Origin of the sequence: Dactylosporangium sp. NPDC050688 (assembly GCF_040654515.1) — a bacterium.
GTDB lineage: Bacteria > Actinomycetota > Actinomycetes > Mycobacteriales > Micromonosporaceae > Dactylosporangium.
In genome coordinates this window covers 13,628-28,975 of sequence record NZ_JBFAIC010000099.1, presented here as the reverse complement: position 1 = coordinate 28,975, position 15,348 = coordinate 13,628, and the positions used below count along the sequence as shown (strand labels likewise).

General features: G+C 72.5%; 13 protein-coding genes. 5 read left to right on the top strand and 8 right to left on the bottom strand.

All coding sequences use genetic code 11. The annotated features are described in order from the left end of the window. Positions 1 to 507: 507 nt before the first annotated feature. The 3 genes from AB0H83_RS47710 to AB0H83_RS47700 all read right to left on the bottom strand — a co-directional run bounded on the left by AB0H83_RS47710 (position 508) and on the right by AB0H83_RS47700 (position 3,662). Positions 508 to 1,653, bottom strand: coding sequence for a VTT domain-containing protein (locus AB0H83_RS47710; RefSeq protein WP_360109220.1), 1,146 nt, complete (start codon positions 1,651 to 1,653; stop codon positions 508 to 510). A 186-nt stretch (positions 1,654 to 1,839) separates the two neighbouring features. Then, complete coding sequence (locus tag AB0H83_RS47705) at positions 1,840 to 2,022, bottom strand: UBP-type zinc finger domain-containing protein (RefSeq protein WP_360109231.1); 183 nt, start codon at positions 2,020 to 2,022, stop codon at positions 1,840 to 1,842. 71 nt (positions 2,023 to 2,093) lie between these two features. Further along, the gene (locus AB0H83_RS47700; protein WP_360109217.1) at positions 2,094 to 3,662 is read right to left on the bottom strand and encodes a Na+/H+ antiporter; all 1,569 of its coding nucleotides are present in this window, start codon (positions 3,660 to 3,662) and stop codon (positions 2,094 to 2,096) included. Between the two features lie 162 nt (positions 3,663 to 3,824). Between AB0H83_RS47700 and AB0H83_RS47695 the strand changes: the two genes are divergently transcribed. The 3 genes from AB0H83_RS47695 to AB0H83_RS47685 are packed head-to-tail and all read left to right on the top strand — an operon-like array spanning position 3,825 to position 7,062. Beyond that, a complete protein-coding gene (locus tag AB0H83_RS47695; protein WP_360109214.1) occupies positions 3,825 to 5,039 on the top strand; it encodes a fused response regulator/phosphatase in 1,215 nt (404 codons plus the stop codon). Continuing rightward, positions 5,036 to 6,613: an ATP-binding protein gene (locus AB0H83_RS47690; protein ID WP_360109211.1), complete on the top strand. Its 1,578-nt coding sequence runs from the start codon at positions 5,036 to 5,038 to the stop codon at positions 6,611 to 6,613. Before AB0H83_RS47695 ends, AB0H83_RS47690 begins: the two co-directional genes overlap by 4 nt. Then, a complete protein-coding gene (locus AB0H83_RS47685; protein WP_360109208.1) occupies positions 6,610 to 7,062 on the top strand; it encodes a response regulator in 453 nt (150 codons plus the stop codon). Before AB0H83_RS47690 ends, AB0H83_RS47685 begins: the two co-directional genes overlap by 4 nt. Before the next feature lie 39 nt (positions 7,063 to 7,101). Here AB0H83_RS47685 and AB0H83_RS47680 read toward each other — a convergent pair whose 3' ends face one another. From AB0H83_RS47680 to AB0H83_RS47660, 5 genes are all read right to left on the bottom strand, one after another. Then, entirely contained in the window at positions 7,102 to 8,463 is a 1,362-nt protein-coding gene (locus AB0H83_RS47680; RefSeq protein ID WP_360109206.1) for a dipeptidase, read from the bottom strand. A 343-nt stretch (positions 8,464 to 8,806) separates the two neighbouring features. After that, complete coding sequence (locus AB0H83_RS47675) at positions 8,807 to 9,877, bottom strand: M48 family metallopeptidase (RefSeq protein WP_360109203.1); 1,071 nt, start codon at positions 9,875 to 9,877, stop codon at positions 8,807 to 8,809. Between the two features lie 75 nt (positions 9,878 to 9,952). Continuing rightward, positions 9,953 to 10,573, bottom strand: a complete 621-nt coding sequence (locus tag AB0H83_RS47670; protein ID WP_360109200.1) for a hypothetical protein — start codon at positions 10,571 to 10,573, stop codon at positions 9,953 to 9,955. After that, positions 10,570 to 12,285 (bottom strand): cobyric acid synthase, encoded by a 1,716-nt coding sequence (locus AB0H83_RS47665; protein ID WP_360109197.1) that lies wholly within the window; start codon positions 12,283 to 12,285, stop codon positions 10,570 to 10,572. The genes AB0H83_RS47670 and AB0H83_RS47665 overlap by 4 nt, the downstream gene beginning before the upstream one ends. Then, positions 12,282 to 13,373: a cobalamin biosynthesis protein gene (locus AB0H83_RS47660; RefSeq protein WP_360109194.1), complete on the bottom strand. Its 1,092-nt coding sequence runs from the start codon at positions 13,371 to 13,373 to the stop codon at positions 12,282 to 12,284. Before AB0H83_RS47660 ends, AB0H83_RS47665 begins: the two co-directional genes overlap by 4 nt. Positions 13,374 to 13,442: 69 nt before the next feature. Between AB0H83_RS47660 and AB0H83_RS47655 the strand changes: the two genes are divergently transcribed. Then, the gene (locus tag AB0H83_RS47655) at positions 13,443 to 14,033 is read left to right on the top strand and encodes a hypothetical protein (RefSeq protein ID WP_360109191.1); all 591 of its coding nucleotides are present in this window, start codon (positions 13,443 to 13,445) and stop codon (positions 14,031 to 14,033) included. A gap of 154 nt (positions 14,034 to 14,187) precedes the next feature. Further along, on the top strand, positions 14,188 to 15,108 hold the full coding sequence (locus tag AB0H83_RS47650) for a single-stranded DNA-binding protein (RefSeq protein ID WP_360109188.1): 921 nt from the start codon (positions 14,188 to 14,190) through the stop codon (positions 15,106 to 15,108). The last annotated feature ends 240 nt before the right edge of the window (positions 15,109 to 15,348 follow it).

The following is a 15,348-nucleotide window of genomic DNA, read 5'->3' as shown; positions in this document are numbered from 1 at the left end:
CGCCGCTCGGACGGGCCGCCGGACGTTCCATGTCGAGGGTGAGCAGCCAGGGCCGCGCAGCAGGCGCAGCCGCTCGGACGGGCCGCCGGACGTTCCATGTCGAGGGTGAGCAGCCAGGGCCGCGCAGCAGGCGCAGCCGCTCGGACGGGCCGCCGGACGTTCCGCGTTGAGGGCGAGCAGCCGGGCCCGCGCGACGATGCCCGGTCCTTCGGCCTGGCAGCGCATACCGCCGACCCGTCGTCCGCTCACTGGCCGCCCGGACCAGCTCCCGCCGGCCGGTCCGCTGACTCGCCCGTCCCCTGTCGAGGTGGCGCTTTGCTGCTTTCCCAGCCTGCCCCCGCCGGCACATCTTCTGAAGTCTTGCCTCACCTATCCGTACAAATCCGGAATGTCGGTTATCTCTGCATCATGCGACAGGAGGGGGCAACAGGAATTTGGCGCGGCACATGACCGGACGTCGTGGCGACAGCGATCAGCAGCCCGGCCGACCGCGGTGCCCGGGGTTGGTCAGCTGGCGTTCTGGAGGCCGTTGACCTGCACGACGACCGACTCCGCGGCGGCAACCGCCTCCGCCGCGACGAGGACCTCGATCGCGGCCATCGGCTCGGCGGCCGCCAGGGTCTCCATCGCGGTCCGGCGGCAGCGGCGGCGGACCGGCTGCGGCGCCGCGGCGACGACCGGCATGCCCGCCGCCCCGCGCATCGCCCGGGCGACGCCGCCGAACGTCGCGGCCAGCCCGGCACTCACGATCGACCGCCCACCCGACCGGCGGCCGTTGATCACGCCCCTGGCCCAACGCCCGTCCTTTGCGTCCCCGGCTCGCGCCGCAGACCCGGCGCCGTCCACGGCCAGAGCCCTGGACGCAACCGCAGGCCCCGAGGAGACCGCAGCGCTCGGATCCACGCCGAAGCGCGCCGCAGCGCTCGGAACCGGCCCAGCGCTCGAATCCGCCGCGGCGCCCGAGGGCACTCCGGCGAGCGAGGGCGCCGGCGAGGTCAGCCCGGTGGGCGGCGGCTCGGCGGCGAAGGCGATGGCCACAGCGGCCCCGGCCGGCTGGGCGGTGACCACGGCGCGCTTGCGCAGGCGGCCGGCCAGGCCCAGCAGCGGGGCGCCGGCCAGGAAGAGCAGCGCGGCGGCGGCGACCAGGGTCAGCGGCAGCCACGACGAGTCGGCGATCGCCTCGCCGCCGAAGTGGCCGAGCAGGGCGCCGTAGGACGCCCAGAGGGTGGCGGCGACCACGTCGTACGTGGCGAACCGGCCGGTCGACACGCCGTTGCGGCCGGCGTAGATCGCGGTGATCATGCGACCGGCGGGGACGAAGCGGCACAGGAGGACGGCGAGGAAGATGTGCTTGCGCATGGCCTCGTTGAGCCGCATCGTGATCGCCCGAGGCTTGCGGCGGGTCAGGCGCTGCGGGGTGCCGGCGTCGCGGCGGGCCAGGCGCCGGCCGACCAGGAAGGCCAGGAGGTCACCGGAGACGGCGCCGAGCGCGCCGGCGGCGACGAGCAGCAGCAGCTCGACGTGGCCCGTGGTGGAGAGGATGCCCCCGCCGATCATCAAGGCCTGCGCCGGGACGACCGGGATGAACGCGTCGATGGTGAGGAGAACCAGGATCGTGGCGTAAAGGACGGTGGGCGCAGCCACCAGATCCATGACCGCGTCTATCATGTCCCGCTCACCATGGTCCGCCCCCTACCCCGTTGTCAGTCGGCCATTCCCCGTTGACCATGGCAACACGAATGCACCCGACTCCATGCCCAACTGGAGATGATTGTGTCCGGCGTCTCCTTAGAAACCGCTGAGAACACGCATACCCGCAGGTAGGACGTCACGGCAGGGTCAACCGATGGTCTCGTCCAGGTAACACCAGCGCCAGAACTCGCCGGGCTCGATCGACTGCATGACCGGGTGGTGGGTGGTGAGGAAGTGCTGGGTCGCGTGCCGGCGCGGGGACGAGTCGCAGCACGCGATGTGTCCGCAGGTGAGGCACTGCCGCAGGTGGACCCAGTCGGAGAAGCCCATGGCGACGCATTCCGGGCAGCCGTCGACCTCCGGGGTGTCCACCTTCTCCGCCGCTTCGATGTGCGCGCAGGTCACAGATCTCCTCGCTCCAGCAGTGACTCTTCCAGGTCCATGTCGCGCTGCGCCTGGCGCAGCGTCTCCTCGGGGATCTTGCCGGTGTCGCGGGCGCGCCGGAAGACTTCCCGTTCGGCATTCAGCATCTCGCGTCGCAGGCGGGCGTACGCGGCGGACGGCGTTTCCCGGTCGGATCGCCCGAGCCGCTCCCAGGCGAGGTTGGAGCGGCTGAGCGCGACCTGCCGCAGCCGCTCGACCACACCCTCGGGGGCGTCGTCGGCCACCTCCTCCAGGCGGGCCTTGCCGGCGCGGCTCGCCTCGTGCTGCACCGACGCCTCCGCGAGCGCGTCCTCCTTCTCGTCGTCGCCGGGCACGTTCAGCCGTCGGGCGACCGCCGGCAGCGTCGCTCCCTGCAGTACCAGCGTCGCGACGATCACACCGAAGGCCAAAATCACGAAGAGTCCCCGCGGATAGTCCTCGGCCTCGGCCGGCGCGGGCAGCGACAGGGCGGCGGCGAGGGTGACCGCGCCACGCATGCCGGCCCAGGAGATGACCGCGGGGGCGGCCAGTGTGGGTGCCTGGTCGCGGCGGCGGACACGTGGGATGAGCCGGGCGAGGTACACGGTCGGGAAGAGCCACGCGATCCGGGCGACGATCACGACGCCGATGACCGCGGCGAGGCAGCCGACGGTGAACCAGAACGACCGCTCGACCTCCTCGATCAGCGCCCGCAGCTGCAGCCCGACGAGGAGGAAGACCGCCCCTTCGAGCAGGAACTTCACCATTCGCCAGAAAGCGTCCATCTGCAGCCGCGACGCGGCCGACATCAGTGTCGGCATCCGGTGGCCCAGGGCGAGCCCGCAGACCACGACCGCGACGACGCCGGAGGCGTGGATGTGCTCCGCGGGCAGGAACACCACCCACGGGGTGAGCAGCGACATCGCGTTGTCGATGAGCGGGTTGTTGATGCGCTTGTGCAGGAACCCCAGGATGATGCCGCCCGCGACGCCGATCGCGACGCCGCCGATGACCGCGATCGACGCGGTGCGGGTGATCGACCAGGCGTCGACGGCCTGGCCGACCGCGGCGGCGACCGCGACCCGCAGGGTGACCAGCGCGGTGGCGTCGTTGATGAGGCTTTCGCCCTCCAGCACGGTGACGATCCGCCGGGGCAGGCCGATCCTCCTGGCGACCGCGGTCGCCGCGACGGCGTCCGGCGGCGCGACGACCGCACCCAGCGCGAAGCACATGGCGAGCGGCACCTCCGGCAGGAGCATGTGCAGGGTCAGGCCCACGGCCGCGGCGGTGAAGAGCACCAGTCCGACCGCGAGCAGCAGGATCGGCCGGATGTTGAAGCGGAACGCGGGGACGGAGGTCTCCAGCGCTGCGACGTACAGGATGGGCGGGAGAATGCCGAGCAGCACCACCTCCGGCTCCAGCTCGATCTCCAGCACGCCCGGGATGAACGAGATCCCGATGCCGACGAGGACCAGCAGGATGGGGGACAGCACTCCGATGCGGCGGGCCACCACGGAAGTGGCGACGACGACCGCGATCAATCCGACGATGTTTTCGAGCCCGTGCACGCGCGAAAGCCTATCCACCGGTAGGACGCAGCAGGAGTATGTGACGGCGGCCACTGGGACTGGGACACCGCACCCGCACGTGCGGCGAGCCGTCAGGTAGGGAAGGATCGTCTTCATGCGTGCCGCGCGACAACTACCCGCCCCCTCGGCAGGGGTGTGAGCATGGCTGACGTCGGCACGACGATCGACCTTCGCAACCGCCGGCTGGGCCTGCGCACGGGCGAACGCATCCAGGTGCTGCTCATCGAGGACGACCCGGGTGACGCGTTCCTCGTCCAGGAACTGCTCGCGGAGGCCGGCGCGCCGTTCGACGTCCAGGTGGCGCAGACGATGCGGGAGGCTCGTCCGCTGCTGCGCGAGGCGCACTGCGTCCTGCTCGACCTCGGCCTGCCCGACGCGAGCGGCCTGGACGGGCTCCGGCAGGTGCTGCAGGATGCGGGCCGGGTCGCCGTGTGCGTGCTCACCGGCCTGGAGGACGAGCACCTGGGCACCGCCGCGGTCGCCGAGGGTGCACAGGACTATCTGGTCAAAGGCGCCGTCGACGGTACGGGGCTGTCCCGCGCCGTCCGGTACGCCGTCGAGCGCAAACGCGCCGACGAGCAGGCCAGACTGCTGCGGGAGTCGGAGCTGCGGCAGGCGGAGTCGGCCCGGCTCGAGCGCGGGCTGCTGCCCAAGCCGATCATGGCCGGCGTCGAGGCCGACCTGTGGTCCATCTACCGGCCCGGCCGCGACCGGGGCCTGCTCGGCGGCGACTTCTTCGACGCGATCGGCGCCGACGGCACCCACCTGCACCTGCTCATCGGCGACGTGTGCGGGCACGGGGTCGACGAGGCCCCGCTCGGGGTGGCGCTGCGGGTCGCGTGGCGGGCCCTGGTGCTGGCCGGGGTGCCCGAGGACCACATCCTGGACTCGCTGGAGCAGGTGCTGGTGAGCGAGCGGCGCTCGGACGAGCTGTTCGCCACCGTCGCGGTCGCCACCGTCAACCTGGCCGAGGGCAGCGCCCGCATCCGACTGGCCGGCCATCCGCCACCGATCGTCATCGCCGGCGACCGGGTCGAGCCGTGCGACGTGCAACCCGGTCTGGTGCTCGGGGTCATGCCCGGGGCGCCGCGCCCGGCCACCGAGGTGCGCCTGGGACCGCCGGGCTGGCAGCTGCTGCTGTACACCGACGGCCTCATCGAAGGCAGTGCCACGCCGGACGCGTCCGGCGGCGAGCGGCTCGGCATCGAGGGGATCGTCGAGGTGCTCAAGGATCCCGGGCGCGTACGCTCCCGTGACCTGCCGGCCTGGCTCGCGGCGCAGGCCGAGGGCCACAACGGCGGGCCGCTGTCCGACGACATCGCCGTGCTGCTGCTGGACCCGAGGAGTACGGGATGAATCCGACCAAGTGGTCCCTCTGGCGCCGGATCATCGCACTGTGCGCGGTCGTGGCGGGCCTGCTGGGGCTCATCGCGGTGAGCGCCACCGTCGCCGCCGGCGCCAACCGGGCGGACACCGCGAAGGTGATGGACCGGCTCACGCCCGCGCTGGTCGACACGGAGGTCCTGTACTCGCAGCTGCTGCGCCAGCAGACCAGCGCGCGGACGTTCCTGCTGACCGGCAGGGAGAGCGATCTCGGCACGTACCGGGCCGCCCAGCAGACCGAGACGGAAGTGCTCGCCGAGCTGGAGCGGCTGCTGGCCGACGAGCCCGACCTGCTCGCCGCCGTGCGCGACATCACGGCGGCGACGTCACGGTACCGGCGGGAGGTCACCGAACCGCTGATCGCGCAGACCCGCAGCGAGGGGCCGAGCGCGGAGCGGGCGACACCGACGGACGCGTCGCGGGCCGTGTACACCGCGGCCTCCGACCGGATCGACACGCTGCGCACCGGGGTGGCCGCCCGCCGTGACGTGGTGGCCGCACAGGTGCGCTCCACCGGCAACACGGTGATCCTGCTGCTCGTCTTCGCCGGGATCGTGATCATCGTGGCCGGCACGGCCCTCGCGCTGCTGCTGCGGCGGCTGGTGACGCGGCCCGTGATCGAGCTCGCCGCCGAGGTGCGCATCGTCGCGGCCGGCAACTACGACCACGAGATCATCGGTGGCGGCCCGCCGGAGCTGTCCGCGCTCGCCGCGGACGTCGACACGATGCGCCGCCGGATCAACACCGAGCTGCGCGACGTGGTGGAGGCGCGCCGGCTGGTCGAGGAGGCCAACCGGATGCTCGAGCAGCAGGCCGCCGAGCTGACCAGGTCCAACCGCGACCTGGAGCAGTTCGCCTACGTGGCGTCGCACGACCTGCAGGAGCCGCTGCGCAAGGTCGCCTCCTTCTGCCAGCTGCTGCAGCGCCGGTACGCCCGGCAGCTCGACGAGCGCGCCGACCAGTACATCGCCTTCGCCGTCGACGGGGCGCAGCGCATGCAGCGACTGATCAACGACCTGCTCGCCTTCTCCCGGATCGGCCGGCTCACCTCGGGCTTCAGCGACGTCGACCTCAACAAGGTGGTCCTCGACGCCGCCGAGCAGTTCGAGTCGCAGCGGGAGACGACCGGCGCCGAGATCACCTTCGCCGAGCTGCCCGTGGTCCGGGGCGAAGAGCCGCTGCTCGGCGCGCTGTTCAGCAACCTCATCGGCAACGCGCTGAAGTTCCGCCACCCCGACCGCGCCCCGCGCATCGTCGTGGACAGCCGGCGCGTCGACGACGACTACGAGATCAGCGTGCAGGACAACGGGATCGGCATCGAACCCGAGTTCGCCGACAAGGTCTTCGTCATCTTCCAGCGGCTGCACCCCAAGGACGCGTACCCGGGCACCGGCATCGGCCTCGCGATCGCCAAGAAGATCGTCGAGTACCACGGCGGCCGGATCTGGATCGATTTGTCGCATGGCGAAGGTACGCTGTTCCGGTTCACGCTCCCCGTGCCCGCACTCGACGCACCCGCCCCGCTGCTTGAGGAGTCCGTGCAATGACCGCACCCAGGGAGTCGTCCCTGCCGATCGAGGTGCTCCTGGTCGAGGACGACCCGGGCGACGTGCTCATGACGCAGGAGGCGTTCGAGGAGCACAAGGTCCGCAACAAGCTCAACGTCGTGCACGACGGCGAGGAGGCCCTGGCGTACCTGCGCCGCGAGGGGCCGCACGCCGGCGCGCCCCGGCCCGACCTGATCCTGCTGGACCTCAACCTGCCGCGCGTGGACGGCCGGCAGGTGCTGCAGGCCATCAAGGAGGACCCCGAGCTGCGGCGGATCCCGGTCGTGGTGCTGACCACCTCGCAGGCCGACGAGGACATCCTGCGCAGCTACTCGCTGCACGCCAACGCGTACGTGACGAAGCCGGTGGACTTCGACAGTTTCATCGCGGTGGTGCGGCAGATCGACGAGTTCTTCGTGAGCGTGGTGAAGCTGCCCCCGCGCGAGTGACGCGGGGGCTCTTCGCTGTTCGTGTTCTTTCTGTGGCCGTCAGGCTGTGTGCGCGACTCTCGCCACCTTGGCCAGCAGGAGCGCCTCGGCCACGCAGACCCGCTCGAACTCGCCGAGGTGCAGGCTCTCGTTGGGCCCGTGCGCCCGGGTGCTCGGGTCCTCGACGCCGGTGACCAGGATCGCCGCCTTGGGGAACAGCTCCTGGAACGTCGCGATGAACGGAATCGACCCGCCCACCCCCATGTCGACCGGCGCCACACCGTCCCACGCCTCGGCGAACGCCTGCCGCGCCGCCTCGAACACAGGACCCGTCGCGTCGATCACGCACGGCTCACCGAGCTGCTCGAGCGTCACCGTCACCTGCGCACCCCACGGCACGTGCCGCTCCAGGTGGGCCGTCATCGTGTCGTACACCCGCTGCGCGTCGTCACCGGGCGCGATCCGGACGCTGAACTTGGCCTTCGCGGCCGGGATCAGCGCGTTCGGCGCCCCCTCGGTCGGCGGCGCGTCGATGCCCAGGATCGAGATCGCCGGGCGGGTCCACAGCCGTTCGACCAGCCGTCCGGTACCGATGAACTCGACCCCGTCGAGCATCCCGGCCTCCTCACGGAACCGGTCCTGCGGGTAGTCCAGCGGCGCGCTCGCGGTGGTGACCAGGCCCTCCACCGCCACGTCCCCCGCGTCGTCGTGCAGCGTCGCGATCAGCCGGGACAGCGTGATCAGCGCGTCGGGCACGGCCCCGCCGAACATCCCGCTGTGCACCGCCTGCTCCAGCACCCGCACCTCGAAGAACCCGTTGACGATCCCCCGCAGCCCGGTCGTCAGCGCCGGCTGGCCGACGTCCCAGTTGCCCGAGTCGGCGATCACGATCACGTCCGAGGCGAGCTCGTCGCGGTACTCCCGCAGCAGCTCCTCCAGCGACTCGGAGCCGAACTCCTCCTCACCCTCGATGAACAGCACCACCCCGACCGGCAGGTCCTCGCCGAACGCCCGCAACGCCGCGATGTGCGCCATCACGCCGGCCTTGTCGTCGGCGGTGCCGCGCCCGTACAGGCGGCCGTCGCGCTCCTCCGGCTCGAACGGGTCGCTCAGCCACTGCGACCGGTCACCGACCGGCTGGACGTCGTGGTGCGCGTACAGCAGCACCGTCGGCGCCCCGGGCGGCGCCGGCCGCCGGCCCAGCACCGCGGGCTGCCCACCCTTGCGTACCAGCCGCACGTCAGGGATCCCGGCCCCGCGCAACAGCTCCGCCACAGCCTCGGCGGACCGCTCGACGTGGCTGTGGTCGAACCCGGTGAACGCGATCCCCGGAATACGCACGAGGCGCTCCAGGTCGGCCCGGACACCCGGCATCTCCCGCCGGATCGCGGCGCGGAGCTCTTCGTCGGTGAGCACTGTCATACCGGGAACTTACTGCGCCGGGGTGTGGTCCGTGGCGCGGGTACCCGGGGTCCTGCCTGTTTTCCCGCCTCTTCGGCCGCCGGTTCTACCGCGGCAACTCGGCACTCTGCGCTGCCGGACGGGCCTGCGCTGCCCGACGGCCTGCGCTGCCCGACGGCCTGCGCTGCCCGACTGAGCTTGCGCTGCCCGACTGAGCCTCCGGGCTGCTGGACCGAGCACCTGGCCTGCCGGACTGAGCAGCCGGCCTGCCGGACGGCCTGCGCTCTCGAACCGAGCCCCCGTCCTGTCCGACGGGCCTGTGCTGCCGGACCGAGCACTCGCGCCTCATTCGCCACTGCTGGCCCTACTGCGGCGGCTGGCCCTCCGTGCTGTCGGTGCCGTTGCCGTTGCCCCGCATCCAGCCGCGCACCCTGCCGGCGCCGGCGCCGACCCAGTCGCCGACCTCCGACGCGCCGTCGCCGAGCTTGCGCAGCAACGCCACCAGCGGATCCTGCGACCGCGTGAACGCCTCCCGGTACGACGCGGCCGCCGCCTTGATCTCCTCGCTCACCGACGCGTCCCCGTCGTCCGAGCGCCGCGGGTACTCCCCGCCGAGAATCCGCTGGTACTCCCCGCTGTCGATCCACGCCCGCACCTCGGCGGCCCGCGCCACCGGCATCGGGTGCGACCGCGCGGTCACCATGCGGATCTTGATCAGGCTGTCCCGCAGGTCACCGGCCCGGTCGAACTCCGCGGCCTGCTCCAGGAACGCGGTCGTGTCGACCTCCGACAGGTCCCCGCCGCCGGCCAGCTTCATCGACAGCCGCAGCGACGCCGCCGGGTCCTGGCAGGCGAGCAGCCCCGCCCGGTCCGCGGACAGCTCCGCCTTTCGCCACCACTCCATCAGCGCGGCCACGATCGCCCGCAGCACCATCGACCCGACCGGCAGCCACGCCAGCCGCACCGCCCAGTCCGTCAGGATCAGCACCATCGTGCGGTACACCGCGTGCCCGCTGACCAGGTGCCCGAGCTCGTGCCCGAGCAGGCAGCGCAGCTCCTCGTCGTCCAGCAGCTCCAGGCAACCCCGGTTGATCACGATGAACGGCTTCGACATGCCGATGCACATGCCGTTGATCGCGCGGTCGCTCTGCACGTACAGCTCCGGCAGCTCCGCGATGTCCAGCGACGCCGCGGCCTCAGCCATCAGCCGGTGCACCCGCGGGAACTGCCGGTGGTCCACCCGGATCGCGTTGCCGAGGAACTCCAGCCGCCACGCCCGCTCGTTCCACAACGCGTGCAACGACTTCAGCGCGTCGTCGAACCCGCGCAGCTCGCGCAGCGCCACCAGGGCGCCCCTGTCCGCCGGGTGCTCCCAGGCCCGGGAACTGATCCCGGTCAGCACCACCCGCCGGCGTTGCACGTCGTTCGTGGTCATCCGCTCCGCCTCCCCGTCGCACCCGGGTCGCGCCCGGCCGCCTCCCGGATCGTCCCCCACCAGCGCAACTGCCGTCTACCCGCCCGCAAGGATGAAGTACTCATTCTGTGGATCGTGCTCGTCACCCGGCGCCCCGTCGACGTGCACGTCAACGCCCCGCAGCGCCGCGCCGTCCGCGAAGAACCGGTCCTCGTCGGCCATCCACCGCTCCCACTGCGGCCGAAGCGCCTCACCGTCGCGGATCAACCCCCGCTCGAGCCGAAGCTCCGCCGGCGCATGTACCTGCACCGCCAGCGTCAGGTCCGCCACACTCGCGCTGCCGACCCCCTCCACGACCAGCACATCGGGCCGCCGCAGCGGCTCCCACTCCTCGCGCAGCCGTTCGGCGCCCCAGTCGTACCGGCGGTACCGGGCGTCCTCACCCGCCTTGAACGGTGCAAACACCCATTGCTCCAGCCTGGGCCGCCACGCCAGCAGCTCCGCCCACCCGTCGAGGAAGTCGTCAGTATGCAGCTCGGCGACGTCCGCCCCGGCGTGCCGCAGCGCCCGGGACAGCCGCCCCGCGAACGTGGTCTTCCCCGACCCGGCCCGCCCGTCGACGGCGACGAGCCGCACCTCCCCCAGCCGCGCGTCCCGGCCGAGGACCTGTTTCGCCAGCCCGTCGTACGTGCCGACCCTCGTGCCCTCGGTGCTCATCGCGACTCCGGCACGCCGGCAGTGCGCAGCCCGGCCGCGGACGTGTGCGGCGCGGACGCAGGCGTGTACGGCACGGACGCAGGCGTGTACGGCACGGACGCAGGCGTGTGGGGCTCGGGCACAGAGGGGTGCGGCTCCGCCGCAGAGGCATGCGGGCCAGCCACCGTGGTGTGCAGCCCGGGCACGGCGGTGCGGAGCGCGGGCACGACGGTCGGCAGGCCGGCGGGCGCGCCGCCTTCGATGAGCCGCCACAGCGCCTCGGTGTCGAGGTGCTCCTCGACCAGGTCGCCCAGCACGTCAACGGTCCGCTCCCGCAGCGCGGCGAACGACGTGCCGGGCGCGACCTCGAACCCGTGCCGCCCGGCGAGGCGGGCCGCCTCGGTCAGGAACGCCCGGCGGAACTCGTCGGTCTCGAACGCCCCGTGCCAGTGCGTGCCGAACACGTTGCCCGCCACCGCGCCCTCGCCCGTGCCGTCGGCCAGCCGGATCAGTGGCGTGAGCCCGTCCGCCGCCCGGCTCACGACGCCGTGGTGGATCTCGTACCCGTGCACGGGCTGCGACCCGAGCCCGGTCCCCGTGACCCGCCCGAGCGTCTTCCGCGCGGCGAACATGATCTCCACCGGCAGCAGTCCCAGCCCTTGCACGGCGCCGCGGCGGCTCTCCACGTCGTCGAAGATCCGTTCGGACAGCATCTGGAACCCGCCACAGATGCCCAGGACCGGCCGGCCCGCCGCTGCGTGCGCCAGCACCGCGTCCGCCAACCCCCGCTCCCGCAACCACTGCAGGTCGTCCACAGTGGACTTACTGCCGGGCAGCACCACGAGGTCGACGTCGGCGAGGTCGGCCGGCTCGACCGTGAGCCGCACCTGGACACCCGGCTCGGCGGCGAACGCCTCGGCGTCGGTCGCGTTGGAGACCCTGGGCAGGCGGACCACCGCGACCCGCAGCCACTGCGTGCCACGCGGCGCCGCCGGCCGGCCGAGGACCCGCCCGTCGTACGCAAGGGAGTCCTCGCCGTCGAGCCAGAGGTCGTTGGACCACGGCACGACCCCGTACGTCGGCCGCCCGGTCAGCTCCGTGAGCGAGTCGACGCCCGGCTGCAGCAGTCCCGAGTCCCCACGGAACTTGTTGATGACGAAGCCCGCCACGAGCGCCTGGTCGTCGGCGTCGAGGAGCGCGAGTGTGCCGTACAGCGCGGCGAACACCCCTCCCCGGTCGATGTCGCCGACCACGATCACCGGCAGGTCCGCCGCACGGGCCAGACCCATGTTGGCCAGGTCACCGGCCCGCAGGTTGATCTCCGCCGGGCTCCCGGCCCCCTCGCAGATCACCACCTCGTGCTTGGCCTGCAGCTCGCGCAGCGTCTCCATGACCGTGCCGCGCAGCCGCTCCTTGATCTCGTGGTAGTTGCGCGCACCGATCTGCCCGGTGGCCTGGCCGAGGACGACGACCTGGCTGGTGCGGTCGGAGCCCGGCTTGAGCAGCACAGGGTTGAAGCTGACGCTGGGCTCGAGCCCGCACGCATACGCCTGCAGCGCCTGCGCCCGGCCGATCTCCCCGCCGTCGACGGCGATCGCCGAGTTGTTGGACATGTTCTGCGCCTTGAACGGCGCGACGTCGACACCACGCCGTCGCAACCAGCGGCAGACGCCGGCGGTCAGCATGCTCTTGCCCGCGTCGGAGGTGGTGCCGGCGACCAGCAGCCCGGTCACACCGCACCCCCGATCAACCCGGCGCCGCCCTTGCCCGCGGCGCCGCCGCTGCCTTTACCCGCTGCACCGCCGCTGCCTTTACCCGCTGCACCGCCGCTCCCCTTGCCCACGGTGCCGCCGCTGCCCTTGCCTGCGGTGCCTCTGCTTGCGGCTCCTGCCCTCACGACGCAGGCCAGTCCGAGGGCCGCCGCGCCGACGACGAGCGACAAGACTGCGGCCCGCCGCACGTCACGCGGACCCGGTGGCCCGCCGTCGCCGAGGTGCGGCCGGTCCTCGACGCGGGACCCGTACACGTTGCGGCCACCCAACCGGATGCCCAGCGCTCCTGCCGCGGCCGCCTCGCACTGCCCCGAATTCGGGCTCGGGTGCCGCCCGCCGTCGCGCAGCCACACCCGCAGCGCCGCACCGGGGCGCCCGCCCACGATCGGCGCGGCGGCCACCGTCAACGCTGCCGTGACCCGCGACGGCACCAGGTTGGCCAGGTCGTCGAGGCGCGCCGACGCCGTGCCGAACCTCGCATACCGAGCGGACCGGTGCCCGACCATCGCGTCGAGGGTGTTGATCACGCGGTACCCCACGATGCCCGGCAACCCGGCGACCGCGCCCCAGAACAGCGGACCGACGACAGCGTCCGACGTGTTCTCCGCGACGGACTCCACCGTCGCGCGGGCCAGCTCGGGCGCGCCGAGCGCTGACGGGTCCCGCCCGCACAGGTTGGGCAGCTGCGCCCGCGCGGACTCCAGGTCTCCGCCGTCGAGCCGGTCGGCCATCACGCGCCCTTCCCTGGCCAGGCTCGTGCCGCCCAGCGCGGCCCAGGTCGCACCGGCGACGAGCGCAGTGCGGGCGATCGGCCTGCGCCGGGTCAGCCAGGCCGCCAGCGCGGCCAGCGCCACCGGCACGCCGACCGCCACGGCGGTGAACCGTGCGCCCGCCGGCCGCGCGTCGGCATACGTGTGCCGCTCTACCGCGCCCGCGAACCGCCCGAACCCCGCGACGGGGTGCCACCTGCGCGGATCGCCGAACATCGCGTCCAGCACACCACCCAGCAGCATGCCGATCGCGTCGGCCTGGAGTCGTCGATTCACCATGGGCGGGACACTACCCACACCCACCGACAGTTTTTCGCGGCGGCTCACGGACGCATTAGCAATCAGATAGTGCAAAAACAAGAGCTTGTCTCACATCCGTCACCGTCCTACTTTGCAAGCGTGCAGCTCATGCTCCTCCCCGTTCTCGCACCGCTCCGCGACATTCGCCGCGACGACGTGCACGCGCCCGTGCTCGACGAGTTCATGGGCGGCCTCGGAGTGGGCTACAGCTACGGCCCGCCGTACGGCGACCGCCTCGTCACCTGGGCGGACCTGCAGCGCATGGAGATGCCACGGCGGATGTTGCGCCGCCAGGCCGCGCACAATCTCGACGCCCGCCTCGGCGCCGCACAGGTCCACGGCCAGCCGCCCGCGCTGATGCTCCAGTTCGACGGGATCGCATCGACGCTGCTGCTCGCGGAGCCGTTCTGGGCGGGCCTGGAGCGTGCCGTGCCCGGCGAGCTCGTGGTCGGCGTCCCCGCGCGCGACGTGATGATCGTGACCGGTTCGCAGTCCCCGCCCGGCCTCGCGAAGGTCCGGCGCGCGATCGACCGGGTCTTCTTCGCCGGTGACCCGCACCTGCTGTCGCGCAAGCTGCTTGTGCGTCGCCGCGGGGCCTGGGAAGTGTTCACCCAGAACCTCGCCCACGCCGCTTTCTGAGGTGTACGCGTGTGCGCGTACCACATCATCAACGCTGACGCACGGCTGTCCACAAGCGGTCGGTTATCCACAGATCCGGCCCCGGCCGCGAGCGGCAACTGCCCGACCTGACCGATGCTCCATCCCGAGTCCAGAACACGGGAGGGAGACGGACATGAACGAGACGACCATGACCATCGTCGGCAACGTGCTCAACGAGCCTGAGAGCCGGCGGATCGAGCCGAGCGGCCAGCTGGTCACCCAATTCAAGGTCGCCGCGACGGCCCGGCGCTACGACCGCCACCAGGAGCGCTGGGTCGACGGTGACACGCTCCGGCTGCGCGTCAACTGCTGGCGCCAGCTCGCGGAGAACGTGATGCGCTGCGTCCACGTCGGCGACCCGGTCATCGTCACCGGCAGGCTGGCGAGCCGGCCGTGGGAGACCACAGACCACGTCAAGCGGGTCAGCTACGAGCTGGAGGCCGCCAGCGTAGGGCACGACCTGTCACGCGGCCGGGCCAAGTTCGCCCGGGTCCGGGCCAACACGTCGACCAGCACCATTGACGACGAGCTGGCGGACACCCGGATCGCGGGCCAGCCGGCCACCCCCGTGGCGGCGCTCAACGACCTGCCCCGCCAGCGCGACTACGACGCCGAGCTGGGCGGCTACGTCACGACGGTCCAGGAGCCCCCGCAGGACACCACTCGCGACCCGTTCGCGGAGGACGTCCTGTTGGAGCTCGAAAGCGCGGTCAGCGCCGCCTTCGACAGCTCAGCGTTCGCCGAAATGGCGGGCCTCACTGCGCCCGACGACCCCGGGCAGCTCCCGGCGGCCGAGGCCGTCCCGGACGACGCGTCGCAGCTCATGGCGGGCGGTCTCGCCCCGGACGAAGCGTCGCAGCTGACGGCGTCCGGCGCAGGGGACGGGGAGTCGGACTCCGACGACGAGCCCGGCGGATCCGGCGGATCCGACGGATCGGATGAGTCCGACGGCGGGGACGGCTCGGACGGCGGGGCTGGTTCGGGTGAGCCCGGCGAGACGAGCGGCAACCGGCGCCGGCGTAACCGGGGCGGGCGGGTCCCGGTGCCTGCCTGAGGCGCCAGGTGGGTCGTGACACCGTGCCATCAGGCGTCACGACCCACCACCGGGCCAACGTCACAGCACCGCCAGCCCGGGCCAGCGGGCCTCCGGGCCTCCGGGCCAGCGGGCCAGCGGGCCAGCGGGCCAGCGGGCCAGCGGGCCAGCGGGCCAGCGGGCCAGCGTCACGGCACTGCCAGCCTGGGCCACGGGCCGCTGAACCAGCGCCACGTCGCTGCCAGGCTGCAGACGGCAGCG

Excerpts from the sequence above, each read along its gene's own strand:
- AB0H83_RS47710 (WP_360109220.1), bottom strand. The coding sequence starts at position 1,653 with ATGGATCTGGTGGCTGCGCCCACCGTCCTTTACGCCACGATCCTGGTT.
- AB0H83_RS47705 (WP_360109231.1), bottom strand. The coding sequence starts at position 2,022 with ATGGGCTTCTCCGACTGGGTCCACCTGCGGCAGTGCCTCACCTGCGGA.
- AB0H83_RS47695 (WP_360109214.1), top strand. The coding sequence starts at position 3,825 with ATGGCTGACGTCGGCACGACGATCGACCTTCGCAACCGCCGGCTGGGC.
- AB0H83_RS47690 (WP_360109211.1), top strand. The coding sequence starts at position 5,036 with ATGAATCCGACCAAGTGGTCCCTCTGGCGCCGGATCATCGCACTGTGC.
- AB0H83_RS47685 (WP_360109208.1), top strand. The coding sequence starts at position 6,610 with ATGACCGCACCCAGGGAGTCGTCCCTGCCGATCGAGGTGCTCCTGGTC.
- AB0H83_RS47680 (WP_360109206.1), bottom strand. The coding sequence starts at position 8,463 with ATGACAGTGCTCACCGACGAAGAGCTCCGCGCCGCGATCCGGCGGGAG.
- AB0H83_RS47675 (WP_360109203.1), bottom strand. The coding sequence starts at position 9,877 with ATGACCACGAACGACGTGCAACGCCGGCGGGTGGTGCTGACCGGGATC.
- AB0H83_RS47670 (WP_360109200.1), bottom strand. The coding sequence starts at position 10,573 with ATGAGCACCGAGGGCACGAGGGTCGGCACGTACGACGGGCTGGCGAAA.
- AB0H83_RS47660 (WP_360109194.1), bottom strand. The coding sequence starts at position 13,373 with ATGGTGAATCGACGACTCCAGGCCGACGCGATCGGCATGCTGCTGGGT.
- AB0H83_RS47650 (WP_360109188.1), top strand. The coding sequence starts at position 14,188 with ATGAACGAGACGACCATGACCATCGTCGGCAACGTGCTCAACGAGCCT.